Raw genomic sequence first — 22574 nt, 5'->3', positions numbered from 1 at the left:
TGTGCCCGCTGGGCCAACGTGTACCGGTCGGTGGTGCGGGCGCTGCTTCCTTCCGCTTAGGCGGCCGGGCCGGCGGTCAGGGTGACGGTGACGGTCTTGGCGGCGCCGGTGCTGTCGGTGTAGCCGACCACGACCTTGTCGCCGACGGAGTGCGACTGCACGGCCGCGGTGAGCTCGTCCGAGGTCGTGACCGTCTTGCCGCCGAGGCTCGTGATCGTGTCGCCCTCGGCCAGGCCGGCGCTCGCGGCACCGGAACCCTCGACCGTGCCGGCGACGGCGACGCCGCCCGTGGTGCTCGCGGTGCTGCTGACCTGGACGCCGAGGAACGCGGGCAGGCCGATGGTGATCGTGCTCGAGGACTCGCCGGCCAGGATCTTCTCGGCGATCGCCTTCGCGGTGGTGATCGGGATGGCGTAGCCGGTGACGTCCGCGGTGCCCGAGGACGCTGCGGTCGCCATGCCGACGACCTCGCCCTCGCTGTCGACGACGGGGCCGCCGGAGTCGCCGGAGACGATGTTCGCCGCGATCTCGATCAGACCGGACAGCGACTCGGTCCCGGTGCCGGACTCGCTCTGCACCTGGATGTCCTGGTCGGTGGCCGTGACGGTGCCCTCGGCGGCGACGAGGTTGCCCGTGCCCTCGGCGTTGCCGACGTCGGTGACGGTGTCACCGGTGCTCGGCTCGCCGTCGTCGTCGAGCGTGACGGTGGACAGGCCGGAGGCGTCCTCGAGCTTCAGGACGGCGACGTCGTTCGTGGCGTCGGTGCCGACCACGTCCGCTTTGTACTCCTTGCCGGTGGTCTCGTCGGTGACGGTGATGCTCGTGGCGCCCTGGATGACGTGGTTGTTCGTCAGGACCGTGCCGTTCGAGCTGAGGATCATGCCGGTGCCGGCCGCCTGCGAGGACTCGTCGTAGTTCAGGACGGTGTTGATCGTCACGACGCCCTTCTTCTGGGCGGCGGTCGCTGCGGTGGCGGCGGACTCGGTGCTCGTGCCGGTGCTGCCGTCGGTGCCGTTGTCGGTGGTGCCGCTGCCGTCTCCGGGGACGGTGAAGCCGTTCGTGCCGTCGCTGCTGCCCGTGCCGCTGCCGGTGTCGGGCAGCGTCGTGGTGCCCTGCGACTGGCTCGACGTCGTGGTCGTGCTCTGCGAGGACAGGCCGAGGGCCGTGCCGCCGGCGGCGCCGACGATCGCGAGGGCCGCGATGCCGGAGCCGATCATCAGCCCGAGGCGACGCGGGCGCTTCGTGCTCGCTCCCGGGTGGTTCGCCGTCGCCGCGGTGTGCGCCCAGGCGTGGTGGGTGCCGGTGAGCGCCGGGCTGCCGATCAGGTACGGGCCGCGGCCGTCGGGAGAGTAGGCGTAGGGACCGGAGCCGTCCGGGCCGTACAGGTACGGGCCGGAGCCGTCGAAGGCGTAGGCCGGACGGAGGGTGGCGGGGTCGGCGTGGGGTGCCTCCCAGCTCATCCCGTAAGCCTGCTGCTGCCGCTGCTGCTGCGTGCCGTCGGTCCGGGCGGTGCCCTGCTCGTCGTGCTCGCGGTCGGCGTCGGCGGCGGGGTTCGGGGTCTCGTTCATCGGTGCTCTCCGGTCGTCCCTCGACGACCCGGGCGGGTGTCGATGGAGACCAGTACAGGCGGCGATCCAATGACGAGCCTATGAACGGACCCAGCGACTGCTCCGGGCTTGCTCGGGGGACGCCGAGTGGGCTGCCGGTTCGGTCGCCCGGGGTCCGTTAGGGTTGCCTTACTTCCCATGCGCTCCTCCACGTCCGCGCCACCGGCGCCCGCCTCCGTCTCCCGTCTGGTCGGGGCGACCGTGCTGGCCGTCGTCGTCCTCGCCGTGGCGTGCGCGCTGTCGATCGCCTACGGATCCCGGCCGATCCCGCTCCACACCGTGCTCGACACCGTCCTGCACCCGGGGCGGAACGACGAGGTCGGGCTGATCGTGCTCGGCAACCGCGTCCCGCGCACCGTCGTCGGGCTCCTCGCGGGTGCCGCCCTCGGTGTCGCCGGCGCGGTGATGCAGGGCGTGACCCGCAACCCGCTCGCCGACCCGAGCGTCCTCGGCATCAACTCCGGGGCGGCCCTCGCCGTGGTCGCCGGCATCGCGCTCTTCGGGGTGAGCGGCACGGCCGCCTACCTGCCGTTCGCATTCCTCGGTGCTGCCCTGGCCGCACTGCTCGTCTACGGGATCGCCGCCGTGGCCCGGCGCGGACTGTCGCCGGTCGGCCTCGCGCTGTCCGGTGCCGTGGTCGCCGCCGCGCTGTCGTCGATCACGACGGCGGTGCTCGTCACGAACGCGAGCCTGCTCGACCAGCTGCGGTTCTGGCAGGTGGGCGCCCTCGCCGGCAAGGACCTCGGCACCGCCGGCATCATCACGGCGCCGGTGCTGATCGGTCTCGCGATCGCGTTCGGCCTGGGCCGCTCGCTGAACACCCTCGCCCTCGGCGACGAGCTCGCGGCGTCGCTCGGGCAACGCGTGGTGCTCGTCCGGGCCGTCGGCGGGCTCGTGACCGTGCTGCTCGCCGGCTCGGCCGTGGCCGCAGCGGGGCCGATCGCCTTCGTCGGGCTCGCCGTCCCGCACGCCGTCCGTCGGCTGAGCGGCCCCGACCACCGGTGGACCATCCTGCTGTCCGCGATCGTCGCGCCGGCGCTGCTGCTGGTGGCCGACGTCATCGGTCGCGTCGTGGCGTACCCGGGGGAGCTGCAGGTCGGCATCGTCACGGCCCTCATCGGTGCGCCGGTGTTCATCGCGCTCGTGCGGTCGAGGGCGGTGCGGGGCCTGTGAGTGGTGTGCGCCGGTCGGTCGGTGTCCGGCATGAGCTCGTGGTCCTGGCGGTCGTCGTCGTCGTGCTCGTCGCGCTGGTGCTCATCGGACTCGGGGTCGGCTCGATCCCGCTCACCCCGGCGCAGGTGGTCGGCGCGCTGTTCGGTCAGGGCGACCGCATCTCGGACTTCGTCATCGGACAGCTGCGCGGCCCCCGGGTGCTCGGTGCGATCCTGGTCGGCGCCAGCCTGGGGGTCGCTGGCGCCATCGTGCAGAGCGTCGTCCGCAACCCGATCGCGAGCCCGGACGTCATCGGCATCACCTCGGGTGCCAGTGCTGCGGGTCTCACCGCGATCGTGCTGTTCGGGGCGTCCGGCGGCACCCTGTTCTCGGTCGTGCTCGTCGGCGCGGTCGTGGTGTCGATCGTGATCGCCGGACTGGCCTGGCGGCGGGGGATCACCGGCAACCGGGTCGTGCTCGTCGGGATCGGCGTCTCGGCGATCTGCCTGAGCATCACGGGGTGGATGCTCACCAGCGGCACCGTCACCCAGGCCGGCACCGCGTTGCTGTGGTTGTCCGGCAGCCTGAACGCCGTCGACCGGAACCTGGTCGGCGTGCTCGGCGTCGCGTTCGTCGTGCTGTTCCTGCTCGCCCTGCTGCAGTCGTCGCGCCTGACCGTCCTGACGCTCGGCGACGAGGTCTCGGCGGCCCTCGGGCTCCGGCCGGACCGCGCGAAGGTGCTGCTGCTCCTCACCGCGGTGTGCCTGACCGCCGCTGCGGTCGCCACGGCGGGGCCGGTGTCGTTCGTCGCACTGATGGCGGCGCCGATCGCCCGTCGACTCGTCGGCGGCGGCCGCGTCGCCCTCGGGCCGGCCGCCGCGGTGGGAGCGGCGATCACCCTCGGCAGCGACCTCATCGCCCAGTTCGCGATCCCCGGCAACGCCCTGCCCGTCGGCGTCGTGACGGGTGTCGTCGGCGCCCCGTACCTGCTCTGGTTGCTCGCGCGCGGTCGCTGAACCCGGACCGCGCGTTCGCGCACCGCGGACGATCGTCCACAGGCCCAGTTCGGGGCTGCCGCTGGAGCCCTCCTTTCCGATACGCTGGTGGGCCAAGAGGAGGAGGTCCACCGATGCCAGATCCAGTGGTCCCGCAGCCGGACGGTCAGAAGACCCCGGAGCAGCGGCTGGTCGACACCACGTTGACCTTCAGCATGGACATGGGCGCGGCGCTCACCGCCGAGTCCGGTGTCTCAGCGGAAGAGCGCGAGGCGGTCAACGCCCTGCCGTCCGGATCGGCGCTGCTCGTCGTGCGCCGCGGTCCGAACGTGGGTGCGCGGTTCCTCCTCGACTCCGACGTCACGACGGCCGGTCGACACCCCGACGCCGACATCTTCCTCGACGACGTCACGGTGTCGCGCAAGCACGCGCAGTTCCTGCGGCACGGCACGGCGTTCACCGTCAAGGACAACGGTTCGCTCAACGGCACGTACTTCGACGGTGACCGCATCGACGAAGCACCGCTCACCGACGGGGCAGAGGTCCAGGTCGGCAAGTTCCGCCTGACGTTCTACGCGTCCCGGGTCGACCTGGCGCGCCTGGCGAACGCGTAGTGGCCGCACGGTCCGCTGCGGCCCGGGCGGGGTCAGCGGCACCGGACCTGCTCACGATCGGGCAGGTCCTCGCTCGCCTCAAGCCCGAGTTCGCGGACCTGTCGAGTTCCAAGCTGCGCTTCCTCGAAGAGCGCGAGCTCGTCACGCCGATCCGCACGGCCAGCGGGTACCGCAAGTTCTCGGCGGCCGACGTCGACCGCCTCCGGGTGATCCTCGGTCTGCAGCGCGACCACTACCTGCCGCTCAAGGTCATCAAGGACTACCTCGCCGACCTCGACGCCGGGCGCGAGCCCGTGCTGCCGGGCGGTGGGGACGCCCCACGTCCCTCGATCCTCGGGCGCGAACGCCGGTACACCCGCGACGAGACGGCCCGAGCGGCCGGCGCGTCCCCGATGCTCCTGGCCGACGCGGTCTCCGCATCACTGCTCCCCGCCACCGAGACCTACGGCGAGGACAGCGTGTCGGTCCTCAAGGCACTCGTCGAGCTGCAGCGGACCGGCATCGAGCCGCGGCACCTGCGCACGCTCCGCAGCACCGCCGAGCGCGAGGTCGGACTCATCGAATCCGCGCTCATGCCCGTGTCCCGCCGGGGCGATGCGACGTCACGGGCGAAGGCCACGGAACTCGCACGCGAGATCGCCGTCCAGCTCGAGGTCATCCGCTCGAGCCTCATCCGCGCGGCGATCGGTCGTCTCGACGCATGATCCGTTCCGGTGCTCCGCGGGGGCTTGTGCGTCAGTGGGTGGGGCGTATCCTCGACACGCCGGACGCGCCGAGTCGGATGTCCCGCGCGGGAGCGGTCGGAGTCGCTACCGTTGACCTCGGAACAACTCTCAACCCGTCGTTGAACCTTCGGGTGGGAGCTCGATCGTCGTGGAAGGCAAGCGCATGAGTGGGAACGACACCCCAGGCACCGAGTCGGACACGACGCGGTACGACCTCGGGCTGCTCTTCACCGACGGCCTCCCCGAGCACGACGAGCAGAACGGCTACCGCGGCACCGTTGCCGCACGTGCAGCCGGCATCTCGTACCGACAGCTCGACTACTGGGCACGCACCGAACTCGTGCAGCCCACCATCCGCGGCGCTGCCGGCTCCGGGTCGCAGCGCCTGTACGGGTTCCGCGACATCCTCGTGCTCAAGCTCGTGAAGCGCCTGCTCGACACCGGCATCTCGCTGCAGCAGATCCGCACCGCCGTGAACCAGCTCCGCGAGTCGGGCGTGTCCGACCTCGCCCAGACCACCCTGATGTCCGACGGCGCCTCGGTGTACCTGTGCACCTCGGACGACGAGGTCATCGACCTGGTGTCCCGCGGTCAGGGTGTCTTCGGCATCGCGGTCGGCAAGGTCCTGCGCGAGGTCGAGACCTCCTTGGTCGAGCTCGACGCCTCCGCGGCGGCCGACCCGTCCGACGAGCTCGCCGCGCGCCGCGCTTCCCGCGCTTCCTGACCAGGTTCTCGTCGCGCGGATCGCCCCGAGTGGTGACGAACCGTCGTGTGCGCGTCGCCGAGTGGTCACGAACCGTCGTCCGCGCGGCCGTCGGCCGACAGTTGGTGACCGCTCGGCGGACGTGAGCGGGATGTTGTGACCGCTGGGCGAGCCGGGGCCGGGCGTGTCTGCCGGGGCAGAGACGGGCCTCCTGGCAGTCGGCGCGTGGTCACGAACCGCCGTGTGAGCGTCGTCGAGTGGTCACGAACCGTCGTCCGCGCAGCCGTCGGCCGACTGTTGGTGACCGCTCGGCGGACGTGAGCAGCGCATCGCGCCCGCGCGGCAGCGCCCTACGCGCCAGCAGCACCCGCACCGTCGGCGTACGGGCCGATCTTGCCGGTCCGCATGATGCGCTCGAGCAGCTGGTCGAAGTTCTTCGCCATCTCCTGCGCGGACTCGCCGGGCCACACGTGCAAGGGCTTCGCGGCACCCTGGGCCTGCTGCAGCGACGTGCGCTCCGGCAGCTGCGGCGACAGGACGAGCGGCCCGAACATGTCGCGGAGTTCCTTGATGCGGAACTGGTGCTCGAGCGACTGGACACGGGCACGGTTCACGATGATGCCGAGCGGCTGCAGGCGGGGGGAGAGACCGCGGCGGATCTCCTCGATGGCACGGAGCGCGCGGTCGGCGGCGGCGACGGAGAACAGGCCGGGCTCGGTGACGACCGTGACGCGGTCGGACGCTGCCCACGCGGTGCGCGTGAGGGCGTTCAGCGACGGTGCGCAGTCGATGAGCACGAGCTCGTAGTCCTGCTCGACGTTGGCCAGGGCCTCTTCGAGCTTCCAGATGTCGCGGATGGAGGGGTGCGGCCCGTCGAAGTTGATCGCCGAGGGCGACCCGACCATGACGTCGATCTTGCCCTGCGAACCCTTCGTCCACCCGGAGGGGGCGATCGCCTGACGGACGATCTTCTCCTTCGGGTTCTCGAGGACGTCGGCCACGTTGAGGTGTCCGGCGATGTTGATGTCGAGGCCGGTGGAGACGTCGGACTGCGGGTCGAGATCCACCACCAGCGTGCGCAGTCCCTTGGCGAAGGCGGCCGAAGTCAGGCCGAGCGTCACCGTCGTCTTGCCGACACCGCCCTTGAGGGAGCTCACGCTGAGTACATGCACGATCAGCAACGTTACCGCCACTAGGGTTGTCTCACCTCAACCCGGGCTGAAAGGGACGTCGTGTTCAGCAAGATCCTCGTGGCGAACCGTGGTGAGATCGCCATCCGCGCATTCCGTGCCGCGTACGAACTGGGGGCGCGCACCGTCGCCGTCTACCCCTGGGAAGACCGGAACTCCCTGCACCGCCTGAAGGCCGACGAGGCCTACCTGATCGGTGAGCGTGGCCACCCGGTCCGGGCGTACCTGGACGTCTCCGAGATCATCCGCGTGGCGCGCGAGTCGGGCGCCGACGCGATCTACCCGGGGTACGGCTTCCTGTCCGAGAACCCGGAGCTCGCCGCCGCGGCCGCCGCAGCCGGGATCACCTTCATCGGTCCGGGCGAACACGTGCTCGAGATGGCCGGCAACAAGGTGACCGCGAAGGAGCACGCGATCGCGGCCGGCGTCCCGGTCCTCGCGAGCACGCCGGCGAGTCGCGACATCGAGGAGCTCATCGCCGGCTCCGACGCCATCGGGTTCCCGGTGTTCGCCAAGGCCGTCGCCGGCGGTGGCGGCCGTGGCATGCGCCGGGTCGAGACCAAGCCCGAACTCCGTGCAGCGCTCGAAGCAGCGATGCGCGAGGCCGACAGTGCGTTCGGCGACCCGACCATGTTCCTCGAGCAGGCGGTGATCCGGCCGCGGCACATCGAGGTGCAGATCCTCGCCGACGCGACGGGTACCGAAGCGGGGACGATCCACCTGTTCGAGCGGGACTGCTCCGTGCAGCGCCGCAACCAGAAGGTCGTCGAGATCGCCCCGGCGCCGAACCTCGACCCCGCCATCGCCCGGGCGCTGCACCGCGACGCGGTCGCCTTCGCCCGGTCGATCGGCTACGTGAACGCCGGCACCGTCGAGTTCCTGCTCGACACCGAGGGCGAGCGCGAGGGGCAGCACGTCTTCATCGAGATGAACCCGCGCATCCAGGTCGAGCACACCGTCACCGAAGAGGTCACCGACGTCGACCTGGTGCAGTCGCAGATGCGGATCGCCTCGGGCGAGTCGCTCGCCGACCTCGGCCTGTCGCAGGACACCGTCTCCGTGCACGGGGCCGCGCTGCAGACCCGCATCACGACCGAGGACCCCACGCAGGGCTTCCGGCCGGACACCGGCCGCATCACCACGTACCGCAGCCCGGGTGGCGCCGGCGTGCGCCTGGACGGCGGCACGGTCGCCACCGGCGCGCAGATCAGCCCGCACTTCGACTCGATGCTCGCCAAGATGACGTGCCGCGGACGCGACTTCCCGACGGCCGTCGCCCGCGCGAAGCGTGCCCTCGCCGAGTTCCGCATCCGCGGCGTCAGCACGAACATCCCGTTCCTGCAGGCCGTGCTCGAGGACCCGGACTTCGCCCGAGGCGACGTCTCGACGAAGTTCATCGAGGAGCGTCCGCAGCTGTTCAGCGGCCACGTGTCGAAGGACCGCGGCACCAAGGTCCTCAACTGGCTGGCCGACGTCACGGTGAACAAGCCGAACGGTGACCGGTCGCCGCTGGTCACCGACCCGAGCGCCAAGCTCCCCGCCCTCGACCTCAGCGCCCCGGTGCCCGAGGGCCAGCGCGACCTGCTGCAGGCGCAGGGTCCGGCCGAGTGGGCGAAGGCACTCCGTGCCCAGACCCGGCTCGCCGTGACGGAGACGACGATGCGGGACGCGCACCAGTCGCTGCTCGCCACCCGTGTCCGCACGAAGGACCTCGTCGCCGTCGCACCGTACGTCGCGCGGCTGACGCCGCAGCTGCTGAGCGTCGAAGCCTGGGGTGGAGCGACGTACGACGTCGCCCTCCGGTTCCTCGGCGAGGACCCGTGGGAGCGCCTGGCCTCGCTGCGCGAGGCGATGCCGAACATCCCGATCCAGATGCTGCTGCGCGGCCGCAACACGGTCGGCTACACCCCGTACCCGACCGAGGTGACGGACGCGTTCGTCGCCGAGGCCGCCGCCACGGGCGTCGACGTCTTCCGCGTGTTCGACGCGCTCAACGACGTCAGCCAGTTGCGACCGGCCCTGGAGGCAGTGCTCGCGACCGGCACGGCCGTCGCCGAAGCGGCGCTCTGCTACACCGCCGACCTCCTCGATCCTGCCGAGGACCTGTACACGTTGGACTACTACCTCCGCCTTGCGGAGCAGATGGTCGAGGCCGGCGCGCACGTCATCGGAATCAAGGACATGGCCGGCCTGCTCCGCGCCGGCGCCGCCGAGAAGCTCGTCGGCGCGCTGCGCGAGCGCTTCGACCAGCCGGTGCACGTGCACACGCACGACACCGCCGGTGGGCAGCTCGCGACGCTCCTCGCGGCCGCGCGTGCCGGTGCGGACGCGGTCGACGTCGCCTCGGCGCCGATGGCCGGCACGACGAGCCAGCCGAGCATGTCCGCGCTGGTCGCCGCCCTGGCCCACACGGAGCGCGACACCGGACTGTCCCTCGACGCGGTCGGCGACCTCGAGCCCTACTGGGAGGCGGTCCGTCGGGCCTACGCCCCGTTCGAGTCCGGACTGCCCGGTCCGACGGGTCGGGTCTACAAGCACGAGATCCCCGGTGGTCAGCTGTCGAACCTCCGCCAGCAGGCGATCGCGCTCGGCCTGGGCGACCGGTTCGAGCAGGTCGAGGACTGGTACGCCGAGGCGAACCGGATCCTCGGACGCCCGACCAAGGTCACGCCGTCGTCGAAGGTGGTCGGTGACCTCGCGCTGCAGCTCGCCGCGGTGAACGCCGACCCGGCCGACTTCGAGCAGAACCCGGACAAGTACGACATCCCGGACTCCGTCGTCGGGTTCATGGCCGGCGAGCTCGGTGACCTGCCGGGTGGGTGGCCGGAGCCCTTCCGCACGAAGGTCCTGGCGGGCCGCGACGTGCGCCTCGAGATCACCCCGGTGCCGGACGCCGAGCGCGCGCACCTCGACGCCCAGGGGCCCGAGCGCCAGCAGGCGTTGAACCGGCTGCTGTTCCCGCAGCCCACGGCGCAGTTCGAGCGGGTGCGCGAGCAGTACGGCGACCTGTCCGTGGTGCCGACCGTCGACTACCTGTACGGGCTGCGTCCCGGGCAGGAGCACGTCGTGCCGCTCGGCAAGGGCGTCAACCTGTTCGTCGGGCTCGAGGCGATCGGCGAGGTCGACGACAAGGGCATCCGCACGGTCATGGCCACGATGAACGGGCAGCTCCGCCCGGTCTCGGTCCGCGACCGGTCGATCGAGGTCGAGACGAAGGTGGCCGAGCAGGCCGACAAGTCCGACCCGAAGCACGTCGCCGCGCCGTTCTCCGGTGTGGTGACGCTCAAGGTCGCCGTCGGTGACGTCGTCGAGGCCGGAGCGGCCGTGGCGAGCATCGAGGCGATGAAGATGGAAGCGGCCATCACGGCGCCCGTGGCGGGCACCGTCGGCCGTCTCGCGATCCCGGCGACCCAGCAGGTGGACGCCGGCGACCTCCTGGTGGTGCTGCAGTAAATTGACCGTCCGTCCCATCCGCCTGTTCGGCGACCCCGTCCTCCGTTCGCCCGCCGACCCGATCGCTCCGGCGGCACTCGGGTCGAGCGGGGTCCGCGACCTCGTGCAGGACCTGATCGACACCGTCAAGGAGCCCGGCCGCGCCGGTGTGGCCGCGCCGCAGATCGGTGTCGGACTCCGCGCGTTCTCGTACAACGTCGACGGCGAGGTCGGGTACGTCCTGAACCCCGAGGTCGTCGAGGTCTCGGGGGAGCCCGAGCTCATGGAGGAAGGGTGCCTGTCCGTCCCGGGGCTCGGCTACCCGACCCGGCGGCACCCGTACGCCAAGGTCCGTGGCGTCGACGTCGACGGCGCCGAGGTGGTGCTCGAGGGCACCGGACTGATGGCCGAGGCGCTGCAGCACGAGGTCGACCACCTGGACGGCACCGTCTACGTGATGACGCTCGAACCAGAGGTCCGACGGCAGGCGCTGCGGGACATCCGGGCGCAGGAGTGGTTCCACTGATCCGCTGGTCATGAGTGCCTGCTCATGACACCCCCACGGGGGATTGTCGCTTTGTCCTGACGAAGAGGTACCGTATCCGCGTCGGCCTCCCACCGACGACCATCCCATCCCCCCAGGACTCCCGCATGACCAGTCAGACTGACGAGCTCAGCTCGCACCGCACCCGCACCAACCGTCGTCCGGCCGACACCACGGTCGCCACCGGTTCGACCGCCGTCCTCGACGCCCCCGCGACGGAGCAGTCGCCGGAGGCCTGAGCCCCGCGGGACGCTACGCGCGGCGCGCGCGACGCTCCTCGACGACGGGCGTCGCGGTCGTCTGCACCTTCGACCCCGAGTAGATGTGGTCGATGTCGGCCGCGAAGTCGCGCAGGATGACCGAGCGCTTGATCGTCAGCTTCGGCGTCAGGTGTCCGGAGCCCTCCGTCAGCTCGGTGTCCAGGATCGTGAACGACCGGACCGACTCGGCTCGTGAGACCCGGCCGTTCGCGGTGTCGATCGCCTCTTGCACGGCGGTGAGCACGCGTTCGTCGTACGCGGCCTCGTGCGCGGAGAGCGCCGGGGTGATCCCGCGGCTCTCGCACCACCCCGGGAGCATCTCGCGGTCGAGCGTGACGAGGGCGGCGATGAAGGGCTTGCCCTCGCCGACGACCACGACCTGCCCGATGAGCGGGTGTTCGCGGACGCCGTCCTCGAGCGGTGCCGGTGCGACGTTCTTGCCGCTCGCGGTGACGATGAGTTCCTTGGCGCGTCCGGTCACCGTCAGGATGCCGTCGTCGTCGAGCCGTCCGAGGTCGCCCGTGCGGAACCAGCCGTCGTCGGTGAACGCCCGCTCGGTGGCCTCGTCGTTCCGCCAGTAGCGGTCGAACACGTCGACGCCGCGGATCAGGATCTCCTGGTCGTCGGCGATCCGGATCTCGACCCCGGGGAGTGCCGGTCCGACCGTCCCGATGCGCAGGTCCGCCGCACGGTTCACGGTCGCGGGGGCCGTCGTCTCGGTGAGCCCGTAGCCCTCGAGGATGAGCACCCCGATCGAGCGGAAGAAGTGCGACAGCCGCGGCGAGAGCGGCGCAGAGCCGCTGACCGCGTACTCGGTGCGGCCACCGAGGGCGTTCCGGAGCTTCGCGTAGACGAGCTTGTCGAACAGCTTGAACTTCAGGCCGAGCACGAGCGGGACCCGACCGGCGGCCAAGGCCTCGGAGTGGGCGACCGCGGTGTCCGCAGCGGCCCGGAAGACCTTCCCCTTGCCGCCGAGGTCGGCCTTCTGCTCGGAGGCGTTGTAGATCTTCTCGAACACCCGGGGGACCGCCAGCAGGAAGGACGGCTTGAACGACGACACGGCGTGCATGAGGTCCTTCGTGTCCGGCTCGTGGCCGACCAGCACCCCGGCCGACACGGACATCGCCGCGATGAAGCGCGCGAACACGTGGGCCATCGGGATGAAGAGCAGGGTCGAGGCGCCGTCCGCGACGACCTCGGGCATCGCGACACTGGCGTTCTCGACCGTCGCGGTGAAGTTGTCGTGCCGCAGGACGCACCCCTTCGGGCGTCCGGTCGAACCGGAGGTGTAGATGATCGTCGCGTCGTCGTGGCCGTGCACCGATGCCGTCCGCGCGTCGAGTTCGTCGTCGGTGACGTCCTCGCCGAGCCGGGTCAGGTCGTCGAGTCCGCCGCCGTCGATCGTCCAGTGCTGCCCGAGGTGCGGCAGGTCCGGGGCGATCGAGGCGACCCGACGCGCGTGCTCCTCCTGCTCGACGACGATCGCGACGGCCTCGGAGTCGGAGAGGATCCACCGGACCTGGTCGGGGGAGCTCGTCTCGTAGACGGGCACGGAGACCAGGCCCGCCGTCCACACCGCGAAGTCGACGAGGGTCCACTCCAGGCGGGTGCGGGACAGGATCGCGACGTGGGCGCCGGGCTCGAGGCCGGCGGCGACGAAGCCCTTCGCGATGCCGCGGACCCGTGCGAGCACCTCGCCGGCGGTGATCGTCGTCCACGTGTCGCCGTGGCGCTGGGCCAGGATCGGACGCGACGGCGTCAGACGGGCGCGGTCGCCGAGCAGCCGCGCTGCGGAGCCGTGGTCAGGAGCGACGGGGCCGCTCGTCGGACGCGAGGCGTGCCTCCCGGTCGGGACCTGACTGGCGCGTTCGGGTCGCTGATCGTTCACGGTGACTCCCTTGTCTGCCGGTTCGATTCGAGGGCGCCTCATCCTGCGAGGCGACACAGTCAGCATAGGACGCGTCACCGGGCGTTCCGTGAGTTCGCGGTGAACCGGTAGGCTCTTGGACCGTGCACGCCATCGGAATCGACATCGGGGGCACCAAGATCGCGGGAGCGGTCGTGACGGAACTCGGCGAGATCATCGCCGAGGACCGCGTGGCCACCAACGCTGCGGACCCGAACGCCATGCTCGACGACGTCGTCTCGATGGTCGAGCGACTCAGCTCAGGACACGAGGTCGGCGCGGTCGGCGTCGCGGCCCCGGGCTTCATCGACGCCTCGCAGTCGATCGTCTACTACACGCCGAACATCCGGTGGCGGAACGAGCCCCTGCGCCAGAAGCTGCAGCAGCGCCTCGGCGACCTGCACATCACGGTCGACAACGACGCCAACGCCGCCGGGTGGGCCGAGTTCCGCTTCGGCGCCGGCCGGCTCGTCTCCGACATGACGATGCTCACCATCGGCACCGGTGTGGGCGGCGCCATCGTGACCGAGGACCGCCTGTTCCGCGGTGGGTTCGGCACCGGCGGCGAGATCGGCCACCTGCGCATCGTGCCGAACGGTCTGCCCTGCGGCTGTGGCGCGCGTGGCTGCATCGAGCAGTACGGTTCCGGCCGTGCCCTGCAGCGGATGGCGAACGACGTCGCCGACGCCGGCGGCATCGGCTCCGCGCTGGCCGACGCGCGCGAAGCCAACGGCGGCGAGCTCGACGGACACATCGTGGGCGACCTGATCCTGGCCGACGACCCGGGTGCCCTCGCGGCGCTCCGTCGCCTCGGCCGTCACCTCGGTGAGGCCTGCGCCTCGCTGTCCGCGGTGCTCGACCCGCAGCTGTTCGTGTTCGGCGGCGGGGTCGCCAGCGCGGGGGATCGGCTGCTCGACCCGATCAAGCAGGCGTACCTCAACAACCTGCCGGCGCGTGGCTACCACCCCGAGCCGGACTTCGTGATCGCCGAGCTGGTGAACGACGCCGGAGTCGTCGGCGCCGCCGACCTGGCCCGCATCCACGCCCGCACGGCGTAACCGCGTACCGGCCCGCACGGCGTAGGGTCGCTCAGGCCCACCCCACCACCTGGAGTCGTCGATGACCTACTGGCTGCTGAAGAACTTCCTGCTCGGCCCGCTCATCCTCACCCTGTTCCGCCCGTGGGTGGTCGGCCGTGAGAACGTCCCCGCCAAGGGCCCGGTCATCTTCGCGTCCAACCACATCTCGTTCATCGACTCGGTGATCCTGCCGGCCGTGCTCGACCGGCGGCTGTCCTTCCTGGCGAAGAGCGACTACTTCACCGGGCGCGGACTCAAGGGCTGGGCGACGAAGACGTTCTTCAACGCCATCGGCCAGCTGCCGATCGACCGCTCCGGGGGCAAGGCGTCCGAGGCGTCGCTCCGCACCGGCCTGCAGGTCCTGGCGCGCGGTGAGCAGCTCGGCATCTACCCGGAGGGCACCCGCAGCCCCGACGGCAAGCTCTACCGCGGTCGCACCGGCATCGCGCGGATGATCCTCGAGGGCCGGGTGCTCGTCGTCCCCGTCGCCATGGTCGGCACGCGTGAGGTGCAGCAGATCGGGCAGCGCTTCCCGAAGATCAAGCGCGTCGGCGTGGTGTTCGGCAAGCCGCTCGACTTCTCGCGCTTCCAGGGCTTCGAGACCGACCGGTTCATCCTGCGCAGCGTCACCGACGAGGTCATGCACGAGCTCGCGGGGCTGAGTCGTCAGGAGTACGTCGACGTCTACGCGACGAGCGTCAAGGAACGCGCGAGCTCCGCACGCGAGGCAGTCATGCGGGAACGGAAGTCGTCGCCCGCACGTTAGGCTCTGATGGTCCCGGCACTCCGCCAGGACGCCCGTTCTGCCGCCTTCCGGCGGCCAGGCGGGCCGCCCGCACAGAACACCGAGGTAACGCCCTTGTTCGAGTCGACCGACTTCGTCGCCCTGCAGGATCCGGACGTCATCGAGGGCCTCGACTATTGGCGCACCCTCCCCATCAAGCAGCAGCCCACGTGGCCCGACGCCGCAGCGGCCGAGGCCGCCTCGGCCGAGATCGCCACGCTGCCGCCCCTCGTCTTCGCGGGCGAGGTCGACAAGCTCCGCGAGCGGCTCGCCGCCGCCGCACAGGGCAAGGCGTTCCTGCTGCAGGGCGGTGACTGCGCCGAGACCTTCGCCGGCGCGACCGCCGACTCCATCCGCGACCGCGTCAAGACGATCCTGCAGATGGCCGTCGTCCTGACCTACGGTGCGTCGATGCCCGTCATCAAGATGGGCCGCATGGCCGGGCAGTTCGCCAAGCCGCGCTCGAGCGACTTCGAGACCCGCGGCGACGTCACGCTGCCCGCCTACCGCGGCGACATCGTGAACGGCTACGACTTCACGCCGGAGAGCCGGACGGCCGACCCGCGCCGCCTCGTGCAGGGGTACCACACGGCCGCGTCGACGCTGAACCTCGTCCGCGCCTTCACGCAGGGTGGCTTCGCCGACCTGCGCCAGGTGCACTCGTGGAACAAGGGCTTCGCGTCGAACCCAGCGAACGCCCGCTACGAGCACCTCGCCAAGGAGATCGACCGCGCGATCCGCTTCATGGACGCCTGCGGTGCCGACTTCGAGGCGCTCAAGCACGTCGAGTTCTACGCGTCGCACGAGGGTCTGCTCATGGACTACGAGCGCCCGATGACCCGCATCGACTCGCGGTCCGGTCTGGCGTACGACACCTCCGGCCACTTCATCTGGATCGGGGAGCGCACGCGTGACCTCGACGGTGCGCACGTGGACTTCCTGTCGCGGGTGCGCAACCCGATCGGCGTGAAGCTCGGCCCGACCACGAGCGTCGACGACATGAAGGCCCTGGTCGACAAGCTCGACCCGAACCGCGAGCCCGGCCGCCTGACGTTCATCACGCGCATGGGTGCCGGCAAGATCCGCGACGAGCTGCCCAAGCTGCTCGAGGCGATCAAGGGCATGGACGCCAACCCGCTGTGGGTCACCGACCCGATGCACGGCAACGGCCTGACCACGCCCACGGGCTACAAGACCCGTCGGTTCGACGACGTCGTGGACGAGGTCCTCGGCTTCTTCGAGGCGCACCGCCAGGTCGGTACGTACCCGGGTGGCATGCACGTCGAGCTCACCGGTGACGACGTCACGGAGTGCCTCGGCGGGTCGGAGCACATCGACGAGGCCACCCTCGCCACCCGCTACGAGTCGCTGTGCGATCCGCGGCTGAACCACATGCAGTCGCTCGAGCTCGCGTTCCTCGTGGCCGAGGAGCTCGGCGCGCACCCGCACGTGCGCGCGTAGCGCGACCGGGTCGCGTCAGTCCCGCCAGAGCGACAGAACCCCGCGAACCGTTCGCGGGGTTCTGTCGCTTCCGCGTGCCGGACGGGAGGCCCGTGGCGGCCCTGCCCCGCGCCTCCCGTCCGCCGTGCCGGTTGCGTCCACCCCGCGCCCCGCGCCCCGCGACGCGTTCTCCGCGCCGGTCCGCGAAAGCGACAGTGTGCCGCCGATGTTCGGCGGCACACTGTCGCTTTCGCGGGACCGTCGGCGACGCCGAGCGGACAGGTGTCGCTTCGACGGACCGGACCGGACCGGCCCGGACCGGGCGAGCGCGACCGCCTACTGGTCGTAGGAGAGCGTGACCGTGTCGCCGCGGTACACCGTGGCTCCGGCACCCGGGTCGGTGCCGGTCACCGGCAGCGACGACTTCCAGTCGTAGAACCCGCACAGGATGTTCGTGCAGTCGGGCACGGAGACCTTGAGCCCGAGGCCCTCGAGGGTCGCGGTGGCCTCGTTGATGGTCGAGCCGACGACGCCGTCCTCGGGCAGGGTGATCGGCGTCGGGCCCTTCGACACGACGACGTCGATCGCGGTGCCGCGCACGGCGGGGGAGTCCTGCACCTCGGCGGAGACGATCTGCCCGGAGGGGACGTCCTCGCTGAACTCCTCGGTGCGGGCGCCGAGGATGAGGCCGACCGCGTCGAGCTCCGCGGAGGCTTGGTCGACGGTCTTCCCGACGACGTCCGGCACGGCGCCGAGGGACACCGTGAGCGTGACCGGGCCGGTCTCGCCGTAGGCCTTGACCGACGTCAGGTCGAGCGCCTTGCCGCCGGACGCCCGGCCGGTCGCCGCGATGACGGTGTCCTTCGCGGCGTCCGCCGAGAACTCGTACCGGTTGTCCTGCAGCTCGAAGTCGTCGTCGAGCGCGGCGGTGACGGTGGAGATCGGCTGCCCGACGATCGTCGGAAGCGCGATCATCTTCGGCCCGTTCGACACGACGAGCTGCACCGACGTGCCCTTCTGCACCTCGCGCTTCGCGGCCGGCTTGGTGATGGACACCTGTCCCTTCGCGACGACGGCGTCGAACCGGGTTCCGGTCTTCGACGCCGCGTGCAGGCCCTGGGCTTCGAGCAGCTGCCGGGCCTGCGAGACCGACTTGCCCGTCACTTCGGGGATGCGCACGTTGCCACCCGGCCCCGGCCCGAAGTACCAGCCGAAGCCCGCGCCGATGAGCAGGAGCACGACGAAGACCGACAGCGCGATCCAGCCGCGCTTGCGACGCTTCGCGGAGAGGTCGGCCAGGCGCTGTCCCGCGGGCGAGAGCACCCCGGGCTGCGCACCCGTTCGGCGCGGGCCCGGACCGGTGTTGCGGTTCCGGGTCGTGGGACGCCCGCGGTCGGGGCTGTCGATGATCGCCGTGGCATCGGTGGCCGCCGGTGCGTCGGCGGCAGCAGCACGGGCACCAGCGGCAGCAGCGCCGACACCGGCAGCGGTCCCGCCGCCGGACGGCAGGATCGCGGTCGCGTTCTCGGGCCGCAGCACGGCGGTCCGGTACTGGCCCGTGGCACGCTGCTGGTTGCCCGCCATGTGGTCGAGCATCTCGCGGGCGTCGCGCGGTCGGTCCTCGGGGTCGCGGGCGGTCGACCAGGCGACGAGCTCGTCGAGCTCGGGCGGGACGCCGGACACCGCGGCACTCGGGACGGGCACCGTGTCGTTCGCGTGCTGGTAGGCGATCTGCATCGGCTGCTCGCCCTTGTAGGGCTGCTCGCCGGTGAGCATCTCGTAGAGCATGATGCCGAGCGCGTAGATGTCGCTGCGCGAGTCGGCAGCGCCACGGGTGACGAGCTCGGGGGAGAGGTACGCGATCGTGCCGAGCAGGGCGGCCCCGGTCGCGGTGTTCGCCGTCGTCGCCCGGGCCAGGCCGAAGTCGCCGAGCTTGATGCGGCCGTCGTCGGCGAGCAGGACGTTCTCGGGCTTCAGGTCGCGGTGCACGATGCCGGCGCGGTGGGCCGAGGCGAGTCCGGCCAGCACGGCGCGCAGGATGTCGGTCGCCTGCTCGGGCGTCAGGGCGTGGTGCTCCTGCAGCAGGTCCCGCAGCGTGATGCCCGGGATGTACTCCATGACGATGTAGGCGGTGTCGTCCTCGGCGCCCTGGTCGTAGACGCCGACCAGGTTCGGGTGGGACAGCCGCGCGGCGGACCTCGCCTCTTGGATGAAGCGCTCACGGAAGGCCTGGTCGTCGGCCAGGTGCCCGTGCATGATCTTGATCGCGACGCGTCGCTCGAGGCGGACGTCGGTCGCGAGGTACACGGTCGCCATGCCCCCGCGCGCGATGCGGGAGCGGACGCGGTACCGCTGATCGATCATGCGACCGATCATCGGATCCGTGGCGGCGTTGGTGGTCATCGGCGGCATTCTACGAATCGAGACTGCACGACACCGCACCGGCGCACCGGTCGTGACCCAATCTCGATCTTCCGGATGAGACTCAGAGGGTGGCCAGCCAGCCCTGGGCGGCGCTCGCCCAGTTGGCGTAGGCCTTGGGGTAGGCGGAGAGCTGCACGGCCTGGGCGGCGTCGGTGATGCTCATCGACGACCACCCGGGCACGTCGAGCAGCCCGCGGGTCTTGCCGACGTTCGGGTTGCTGCGACCGCCGAAGAACAGCTTCGTCGCGTACGCGGGGTCCTGCAGCTTCGCCGCACTGCCCCAGCCCTGGCTCGGCCGCTGCTGGAACAGGCCGACCGAGTCGCGGTCGCCGTGGGGCAGGTTGCGCAGGCTCGACTCCTGCATCGCGGCGGCCAGGGCCACCACGATGCCGCGGTCGGACACCCCGAGGGAGCGGCCGACGGCGACGATGGTGGCCGCGTTCTGGCGCTGCTCGGCACTCAGTCCGACGGCGGCGCTCACCGCGGCACGCGACGGCGCGGCGGCGGTCGTCGCAGCAGTGCTCGACGACGGGATGACGAGGGTCTTGCCCGCGTAGATCGTGCTCGTGTAGGTCAGGCCGTTCGCCGACAGCAGCGAGGCGACGGAGACGTGGTGGGACGCAGCGATCGAGCCGATCGTGTCGCCCGAGGAGATCTTCACACTCGACTTCGACGAACCCGACGAGCCCGACGAACCGGACGACGCTGCGGCCGTGGACACCGAGCCGCCTCCGGACGAGCCGTGCGGCACCCGGAGCGTCTGACCGGGGTAGATCACGCTGCGCTGCGAGAGCTTGTTGGCGCTGAGGAGCGCCGTGGTCGACACGCCGACCCGCGATGCGATGCCGGACACGGTGTCGCCCGACTTCACGTGGTAGCTCGAGGTGCTCGACCCCGACCCGGACGTCGATCCGACGCTCGTGGTCGTGCGCGCCGTGGTCACCGCGGGCGTCGACGCCAGGTGCAGCGTCTGTCCGGGGTGGATGATCGTGTTCCAGCCGAGGCCGTTGCGCACCAGGACCTCCTGCGCCGACAGGCCGAAGCGGGCGGCGATGCCCGAGACCGTGTCGCCCTGACGGACGGTGTAGGTCGTGGGGGCGGCTGCCTTCGTCGTCGCGGCGACCGTCGTGACGACGGTCTGCGACGGACGTGCGACCGCGGTGCCGAAGACCGGACGGTTGCCGACGCCCCGGTCCTGGTCGACGTGGCGCTTGTGGTTCGAGTCCGCGTCGTCGTGTCGCGGTTCGGCGTGCGCGATGGGGCCGGTCAGGCCGGCGGTCACCGCGATCGTGCCCGCGAGGACGATGGGCATGGTCGCGAACCGGGCGGATCGTGCGCGCCGGGCGGCTTCGTCTGCAGCGTTGTCCACGGTTTCTCCTGATCTCGACTGTCCCGTGCGCGTGCATGCGCGCACTCACAGGTGGCACAACGCTGGCATGGTGTGATTCCCAAGTCAACCAGAGAGCCGGATGTGGTGCGTGTGACGAATGTGACGAACGGTGCGTACTCACTCGGTGCCCCGCTCTGGCACCATGGGCGTGTGAGTGCTGCACCCGTCGACGACCTCTCCCTCTCCGAGCGCTGGCTGACCGTCCCCGAACTGGTGGACCTGTTCAGCACCAGCCCCGGCCGGATCCACCGCCTGTTCGAGGAGAAGACCCTGCTGGCGGCCCGCGTCGGTGGTGTCCTGCGCGTGCCGAGCGAGTTCCTCGAGGACCGCGAGCCCATGCCCGAGCTGCGTGGCACCCTGACCGTGCTCAGCGACAACGGCTTCACCGACGACGAGGCCGTCCGCTGGATGCTCACCGTCGACGACTCGATGGGCGTCTCGCCCATCGCGGCGCTGCGCGCCGGTCGCAAGGCCGAGGTGCGTCGCGTGGCCCAGTCGCTGCTCTAGACGCGTTCTGAGCAGACGGGAGGCCCGGTGCCAGCTGGCACCGGGCCTCCCGTCTGTCCTGGTGGTGCGTCTAGGACGACCGGCGACTGACCGTGTCGGCCAGCGACGCGAGCTGCTCGCGTGCCGACGGCGTCAGCGGCGACGCGTCGAGCGCCGCCTTCGCACGCTGCACGTGCCGGTCGATGGAACGCTCGACCGCGGCGACCGCACCGGACTCGGTGAGGGTGGCGCGCAGCATCTGCACCTGCTCCTCGTCGAGGTCGGGGTCGCCGAGGAGCTCGTCGAGCAGCTGGCGCGGGCCACTGGCCAGCGCCTTGCGGGCCGAGGCGATGAGCACGGTCCGCTTGCCCTCGCGCAGGTCGTCGCCGGCGGGCTTGCCGGTGACCTCGGGGTCACCGAACACGCCGAGCATGTCGTCGCGCAGCTGGTAGGCGACGCCGAGGGGGAGCCCGAAGGCGCGGAGGCCCTCGAGCTGCGAGTCGCTCGCGCCGGCCACCAGCGCGCCGATGACGAGCGGTGCTTCGATCGAGTACTTCGCGGACTTGAAGACGATGACGCGCTGGGCGCGGAGCAGGTGCTCGGACTCGTCGATGACGGGCCAGGCGGTCTCTTCGTGCACGTCGAGGTACTGGCCCGCGGTGACGTCGAGGCGCATCGCGTGGAACTCCTGGCGCACGATGCGGGCTCGTACCGGGTCGAGGAGCGCGAGGCCCTCGTCGAACACCGAGTCGCTGAGGGACAGCAGCAGGTCGCCGAGCAGCAGTGCCGAGTTCGTGCCGTACTGCCCGCGGTCGCCGACGAAGCCGGACTCCTGGTGGAGGGACTCGAACCGGCGGTGTGCTGCGGGACGCCCACGGCGGGTGTCCGAGCGGTCCATGATGTCGTCGTGCACGAGCGCCGCTGCGTGGAAGACCTCGAGCGCTGCGGCGACCGTGACGATCGCCTCGGCCGTGGTCTGGCGGGAGCCCTCCGCCAGCGGGTCGAACGAGCCCGAACGGCCCGCCACCGACTGCCATCCCCAGTAGCAGAACAGCGCCCGGAAGCGCTTGCCGCCGGACAGCAGATCTCGGGCGTACAGGTCGAACGGGGCGAGATCGGGGCTGATCGCGAGGAGCCGTTCACGCTGCTCGTCGAGTGCCCGGTCGATACGCGCCGATACGAGGTCCACTAATCGCGTACTCTCAGCCACAGTCCCTACCCTAGTGGAGCGGTTGGGACATAGAATCGGTCCACTCAACCGAGTGTTTTCCAGCCCGGTTGTTCAACCCCGCGTCGATCCCAGGAACAGAGGGAACCAAGATGCCGCTCTCGGAACAGGAGCAGCGCCTTCTCGAAGAGATGGAGCGCAGCCTCTACCAGAACGATTCCGATTTCGTGGCGCGTGTCACACGTCGACAGGGTCGTCCGACGTACACAGCCATCACGCTCGGAGTGCTCGGTGCACTCGCGGGCGTCGCGATCGTGATCGTCGGTCTCGTGATCAAGGCCCCGCTGCTGGGCATCCTCGGCTTCGTCGTGATGCTCGCCGGTGTCCTCTTCGCGTTGCGCCCGGGCATGCGTGCCCCGAAGGCGAAGCCCGCTCGGCCGGGTGCTCCGGCGTCCGGTGGTTCGGCTCGTCCGGCCAACGGCGGCGGTGGCGGCGGGTCTTTCATGGACCGCATGAACGACCGCTGGGACAAGCGGAACGACCAGGGGCAGTAGCAGCCCTCCACACTCCTCCCTCGTGACGGGGCCGGCCTTCGGGCCGGCCCCGTTTCGCGTTCCCGGGGCGGGCAGGATCGGGCGGGGCAGGTTCGTGCGCGCGCGAGTGGTCACGACATGC

The 22574-nt window shown here is 71.0% G+C and carries 19 protein-coding genes; 13 read left to right on the top strand and 6 right to left on the bottom strand.

All coding sequences use genetic code 11. The features are described 5' to 3' along the window. Positions 1 to 56 precede the first annotated feature (56 nt). Positions 57 to 1568, bottom strand: coding sequence for a S1C family serine protease (locus tag M4960_RS04020; RefSeq protein ID WP_248703503.1), 1512 nt, complete (start codon positions 1566 to 1568; stop codon positions 57 to 59). Between the two features lie 177 nt (positions 1569 to 1745). On the opposite strand from M4960_RS04020, the gene M4960_RS04015 reads away from it, so the two are divergent. The 5 genes from M4960_RS04015 (at position 1746) to M4960_RS03995 (ending at position 5817) form a co-directional block, all read left to right on the top strand. Then, positions 1746 to 2780 (top strand): iron ABC transporter permease, encoded by a 1035-nt coding sequence (locus M4960_RS04015; RefSeq protein ID WP_123340359.1) that lies wholly within the window; start codon positions 1746 to 1748, stop codon positions 2778 to 2780. Next, a complete protein-coding gene (locus M4960_RS04010) occupies positions 2777 to 3775 on the top strand; it encodes an iron chelate uptake ABC transporter family permease subunit (protein ID WP_134193482.1) in 999 nt (332 codons plus the stop codon). Before M4960_RS04015 ends, M4960_RS04010 begins: the two co-directional genes overlap by 4 nt. Before the next feature lie 113 nt (positions 3776 to 3888). Beyond that, complete coding sequence (locus tag M4960_RS04005; protein WP_123292449.1) at positions 3889 to 4368, top strand: FHA domain-containing protein; 480 nt, start codon at positions 3889 to 3891, stop codon at positions 4366 to 4368. Beyond that, positions 4368 to 5072, top strand: coding sequence for a MerR family transcriptional regulator (locus M4960_RS04000; RefSeq protein WP_123312968.1), 705 nt, complete (start codon positions 4368 to 4370; stop codon positions 5070 to 5072). The genes M4960_RS04005 and M4960_RS04000 overlap by 1 nt, the downstream gene beginning before the upstream one ends. A 184-nt stretch (positions 5073 to 5256) precedes the next feature. Beyond that, positions 5257 to 5817 (top strand): MerR family transcriptional regulator, encoded by a 561-nt coding sequence (locus tag M4960_RS03995; RefSeq protein WP_111085817.1) that lies wholly within the window; start codon positions 5257 to 5259, stop codon positions 5815 to 5817. A gap of 329 nt (positions 5818 to 6146) precedes the next feature. Here M4960_RS03995 and M4960_RS03990 read toward each other — a convergent pair whose 3' ends face one another. Next, the gene (locus tag M4960_RS03990; protein ID WP_248703502.1) at positions 6147 to 6968 is read right to left on the bottom strand and encodes a ParA family protein; all 822 of its coding nucleotides are present in this window, start codon (positions 6966 to 6968) and stop codon (positions 6147 to 6149) included. Between the two features lie 60 nt (positions 6969 to 7028). Between M4960_RS03990 and M4960_RS03985 the strand changes: the two genes are divergently transcribed. From M4960_RS03985 to M4960_RS19220, 3 genes are all read left to right on the top strand, one after another. After that, positions 7029 to 10439: a pyruvate carboxylase gene (locus tag M4960_RS03985; RefSeq protein WP_248703501.1), complete on the top strand. Its 3411-nt coding sequence runs from the start codon at positions 7029 to 7031 to the stop codon at positions 10437 to 10439. A gap of 1 nt (position 10440) precedes the next feature. Next, the gene (locus tag M4960_RS03980; RefSeq protein ID WP_123292453.1) at positions 10441 to 10944 is read left to right on the top strand and encodes a peptide deformylase; all 504 of its coding nucleotides are present in this window, start codon (positions 10441 to 10443) and stop codon (positions 10942 to 10944) included. Between the two features lie 125 nt (positions 10945 to 11069). Next, on the top strand, positions 11070 to 11201 hold the full coding sequence (locus M4960_RS19220) for a hypothetical protein (protein WP_260095359.1): 132 nt from the start codon (positions 11070 to 11072) through the stop codon (positions 11199 to 11201). 13 nt (positions 11202 to 11214) lie between these two features. Here the strand turns inward: M4960_RS19220 and M4960_RS03975 are convergent, their stop codons facing one another. Next, the gene (locus tag M4960_RS03975) at positions 11215 to 13110 is read right to left on the bottom strand and encodes a long-chain fatty acid--CoA ligase (RefSeq protein WP_248703500.1); all 1896 of its coding nucleotides are present in this window, start codon (positions 13108 to 13110) and stop codon (positions 11215 to 11217) included. Between the two features lie 122 nt (positions 13111 to 13232). Here M4960_RS03975 and M4960_RS03970 point away from each other — a divergent pair, with 122 nt between their 5' ends. The 3 genes from M4960_RS03970 (at position 13233) to M4960_RS03960 (ending at position 16452) form a co-directional block, all read left to right on the top strand. After that, entirely contained in the window at positions 13233 to 14186 is a 954-nt protein-coding gene (locus M4960_RS03970; protein ID WP_111085799.1) for an ROK family glucokinase, read from the top strand. A 61-nt stretch (positions 14187 to 14247) separates the two neighbouring features. Next, complete coding sequence (locus M4960_RS03965) at positions 14248 to 14973, top strand: 1-acyl-sn-glycerol-3-phosphate acyltransferase (protein WP_123292455.1); 726 nt, start codon at positions 14248 to 14250, stop codon at positions 14971 to 14973. A 93-nt stretch (positions 14974 to 15066) separates the two neighbouring features. Further along, complete coding sequence (locus M4960_RS03960) at positions 15067 to 16452, top strand: class II 3-deoxy-7-phosphoheptulonate synthase (protein ID WP_123340362.1); 1386 nt, start codon at positions 15067 to 15069, stop codon at positions 16450 to 16452. Between the two features lie 315 nt (positions 16453 to 16767). Here the strand turns inward: M4960_RS03960 and pknB are convergent, their stop codons facing one another. Further along, entirely contained in the window at positions 16768 to 18834 is a 2067-nt protein-coding gene (gene pknB / locus M4960_RS03955) for a Stk1 family PASTA domain-containing Ser/Thr kinase (protein WP_123939174.1), read from the bottom strand. A gap of 82 nt (positions 18835 to 18916) precedes the next feature. Then, positions 18917 to 20224: a LysM peptidoglycan-binding domain-containing protein gene (locus tag M4960_RS03950; RefSeq protein WP_248703499.1), complete on the bottom strand. Its 1308-nt coding sequence runs from the start codon at positions 20222 to 20224 to the stop codon at positions 18917 to 18919. Positions 20225 to 20395: 171 nt separating this feature from the next. Here M4960_RS03950 and M4960_RS03945 point away from each other — a divergent pair, with 171 nt between their 5' ends. Then, a complete protein-coding gene (locus M4960_RS03945) occupies positions 20396 to 20752 on the top strand; it encodes an Rv2175c family DNA-binding protein (RefSeq protein ID WP_111085815.1) in 357 nt (118 codons plus the stop codon). 70 nt (positions 20753 to 20822) lie between these two features. Here the strand turns inward: M4960_RS03945 and M4960_RS03940 are convergent, their stop codons facing one another. Then, complete coding sequence (locus tag M4960_RS03940) at positions 20823 to 21941, bottom strand: polyprenyl synthetase family protein (protein WP_111085795.1); 1119 nt, start codon at positions 21939 to 21941, stop codon at positions 20823 to 20825. Positions 21942 to 22051: 110 nt separating this feature from the next. Between M4960_RS03940 and M4960_RS03935 the strand changes: the two genes are divergently transcribed. Continuing rightward, a complete protein-coding gene (locus M4960_RS03935; protein ID WP_123292458.1) occupies positions 22052 to 22453 on the top strand; it encodes a DUF3040 domain-containing protein in 402 nt (133 codons plus the stop codon). The last annotated feature ends 121 nt before the right edge of the window (positions 22454 to 22574 follow it).

The organism is Curtobacterium sp. MWU13-2055 (assembly GCF_023242305.1).
Lineage (GTDB): Bacteria > Actinomycetota > Actinomycetes > Actinomycetales > Microbacteriaceae > Curtobacterium.
This window is presented reverse-complemented; position numbering and strand designations above follow the sequence as displayed.

Bases quoted from the DNA above. Each gene is read 5' to 3' on its own strand.
- M4960_RS04020 (WP_248703503.1), bottom strand. From the start codon at position 1,568: ATGAACGAGACCCCGAACCCCGCCGCCGACGCCGACCGCGAGCACGAC.
- M4960_RS04015 (WP_123340359.1), top strand. From the start codon at position 1,746: ATGCGCTCCTCCACGTCCGCGCCACCGGCGCCCGCCTCCGTCTCCCGT.
- M4960_RS04005 (WP_123292449.1), top strand. From the start codon at position 3,889: ATGCCAGATCCAGTGGTCCCGCAGCCGGACGGTCAGAAGACCCCGGAG.
- M4960_RS03995 (WP_111085817.1), top strand. From the start codon at position 5,257: ATGAGTGGGAACGACACCCCAGGCACCGAGTCGGACACGACGCGGTAC.
- M4960_RS19220 (WP_260095359.1), top strand. From the start codon at position 11,070: ATGACCAGTCAGACTGACGAGCTCAGCTCGCACCGCACCCGCACCAAC.
- M4960_RS03965 (WP_123292455.1), top strand. From the start codon at position 14,248: ATGACCTACTGGCTGCTGAAGAACTTCCTGCTCGGCCCGCTCATCCTC.
- pknB (WP_123939174.1), bottom strand. From the start codon at position 18,834: ATGACCACCAACGCCGCCACGGATCCGATGATCGGTCGCATGATCGAT.
- M4960_RS03935 (WP_123292458.1), top strand. From the start codon at position 22,052: ATGCCGCTCTCGGAACAGGAGCAGCGCCTTCTCGAAGAGATGGAGCGC.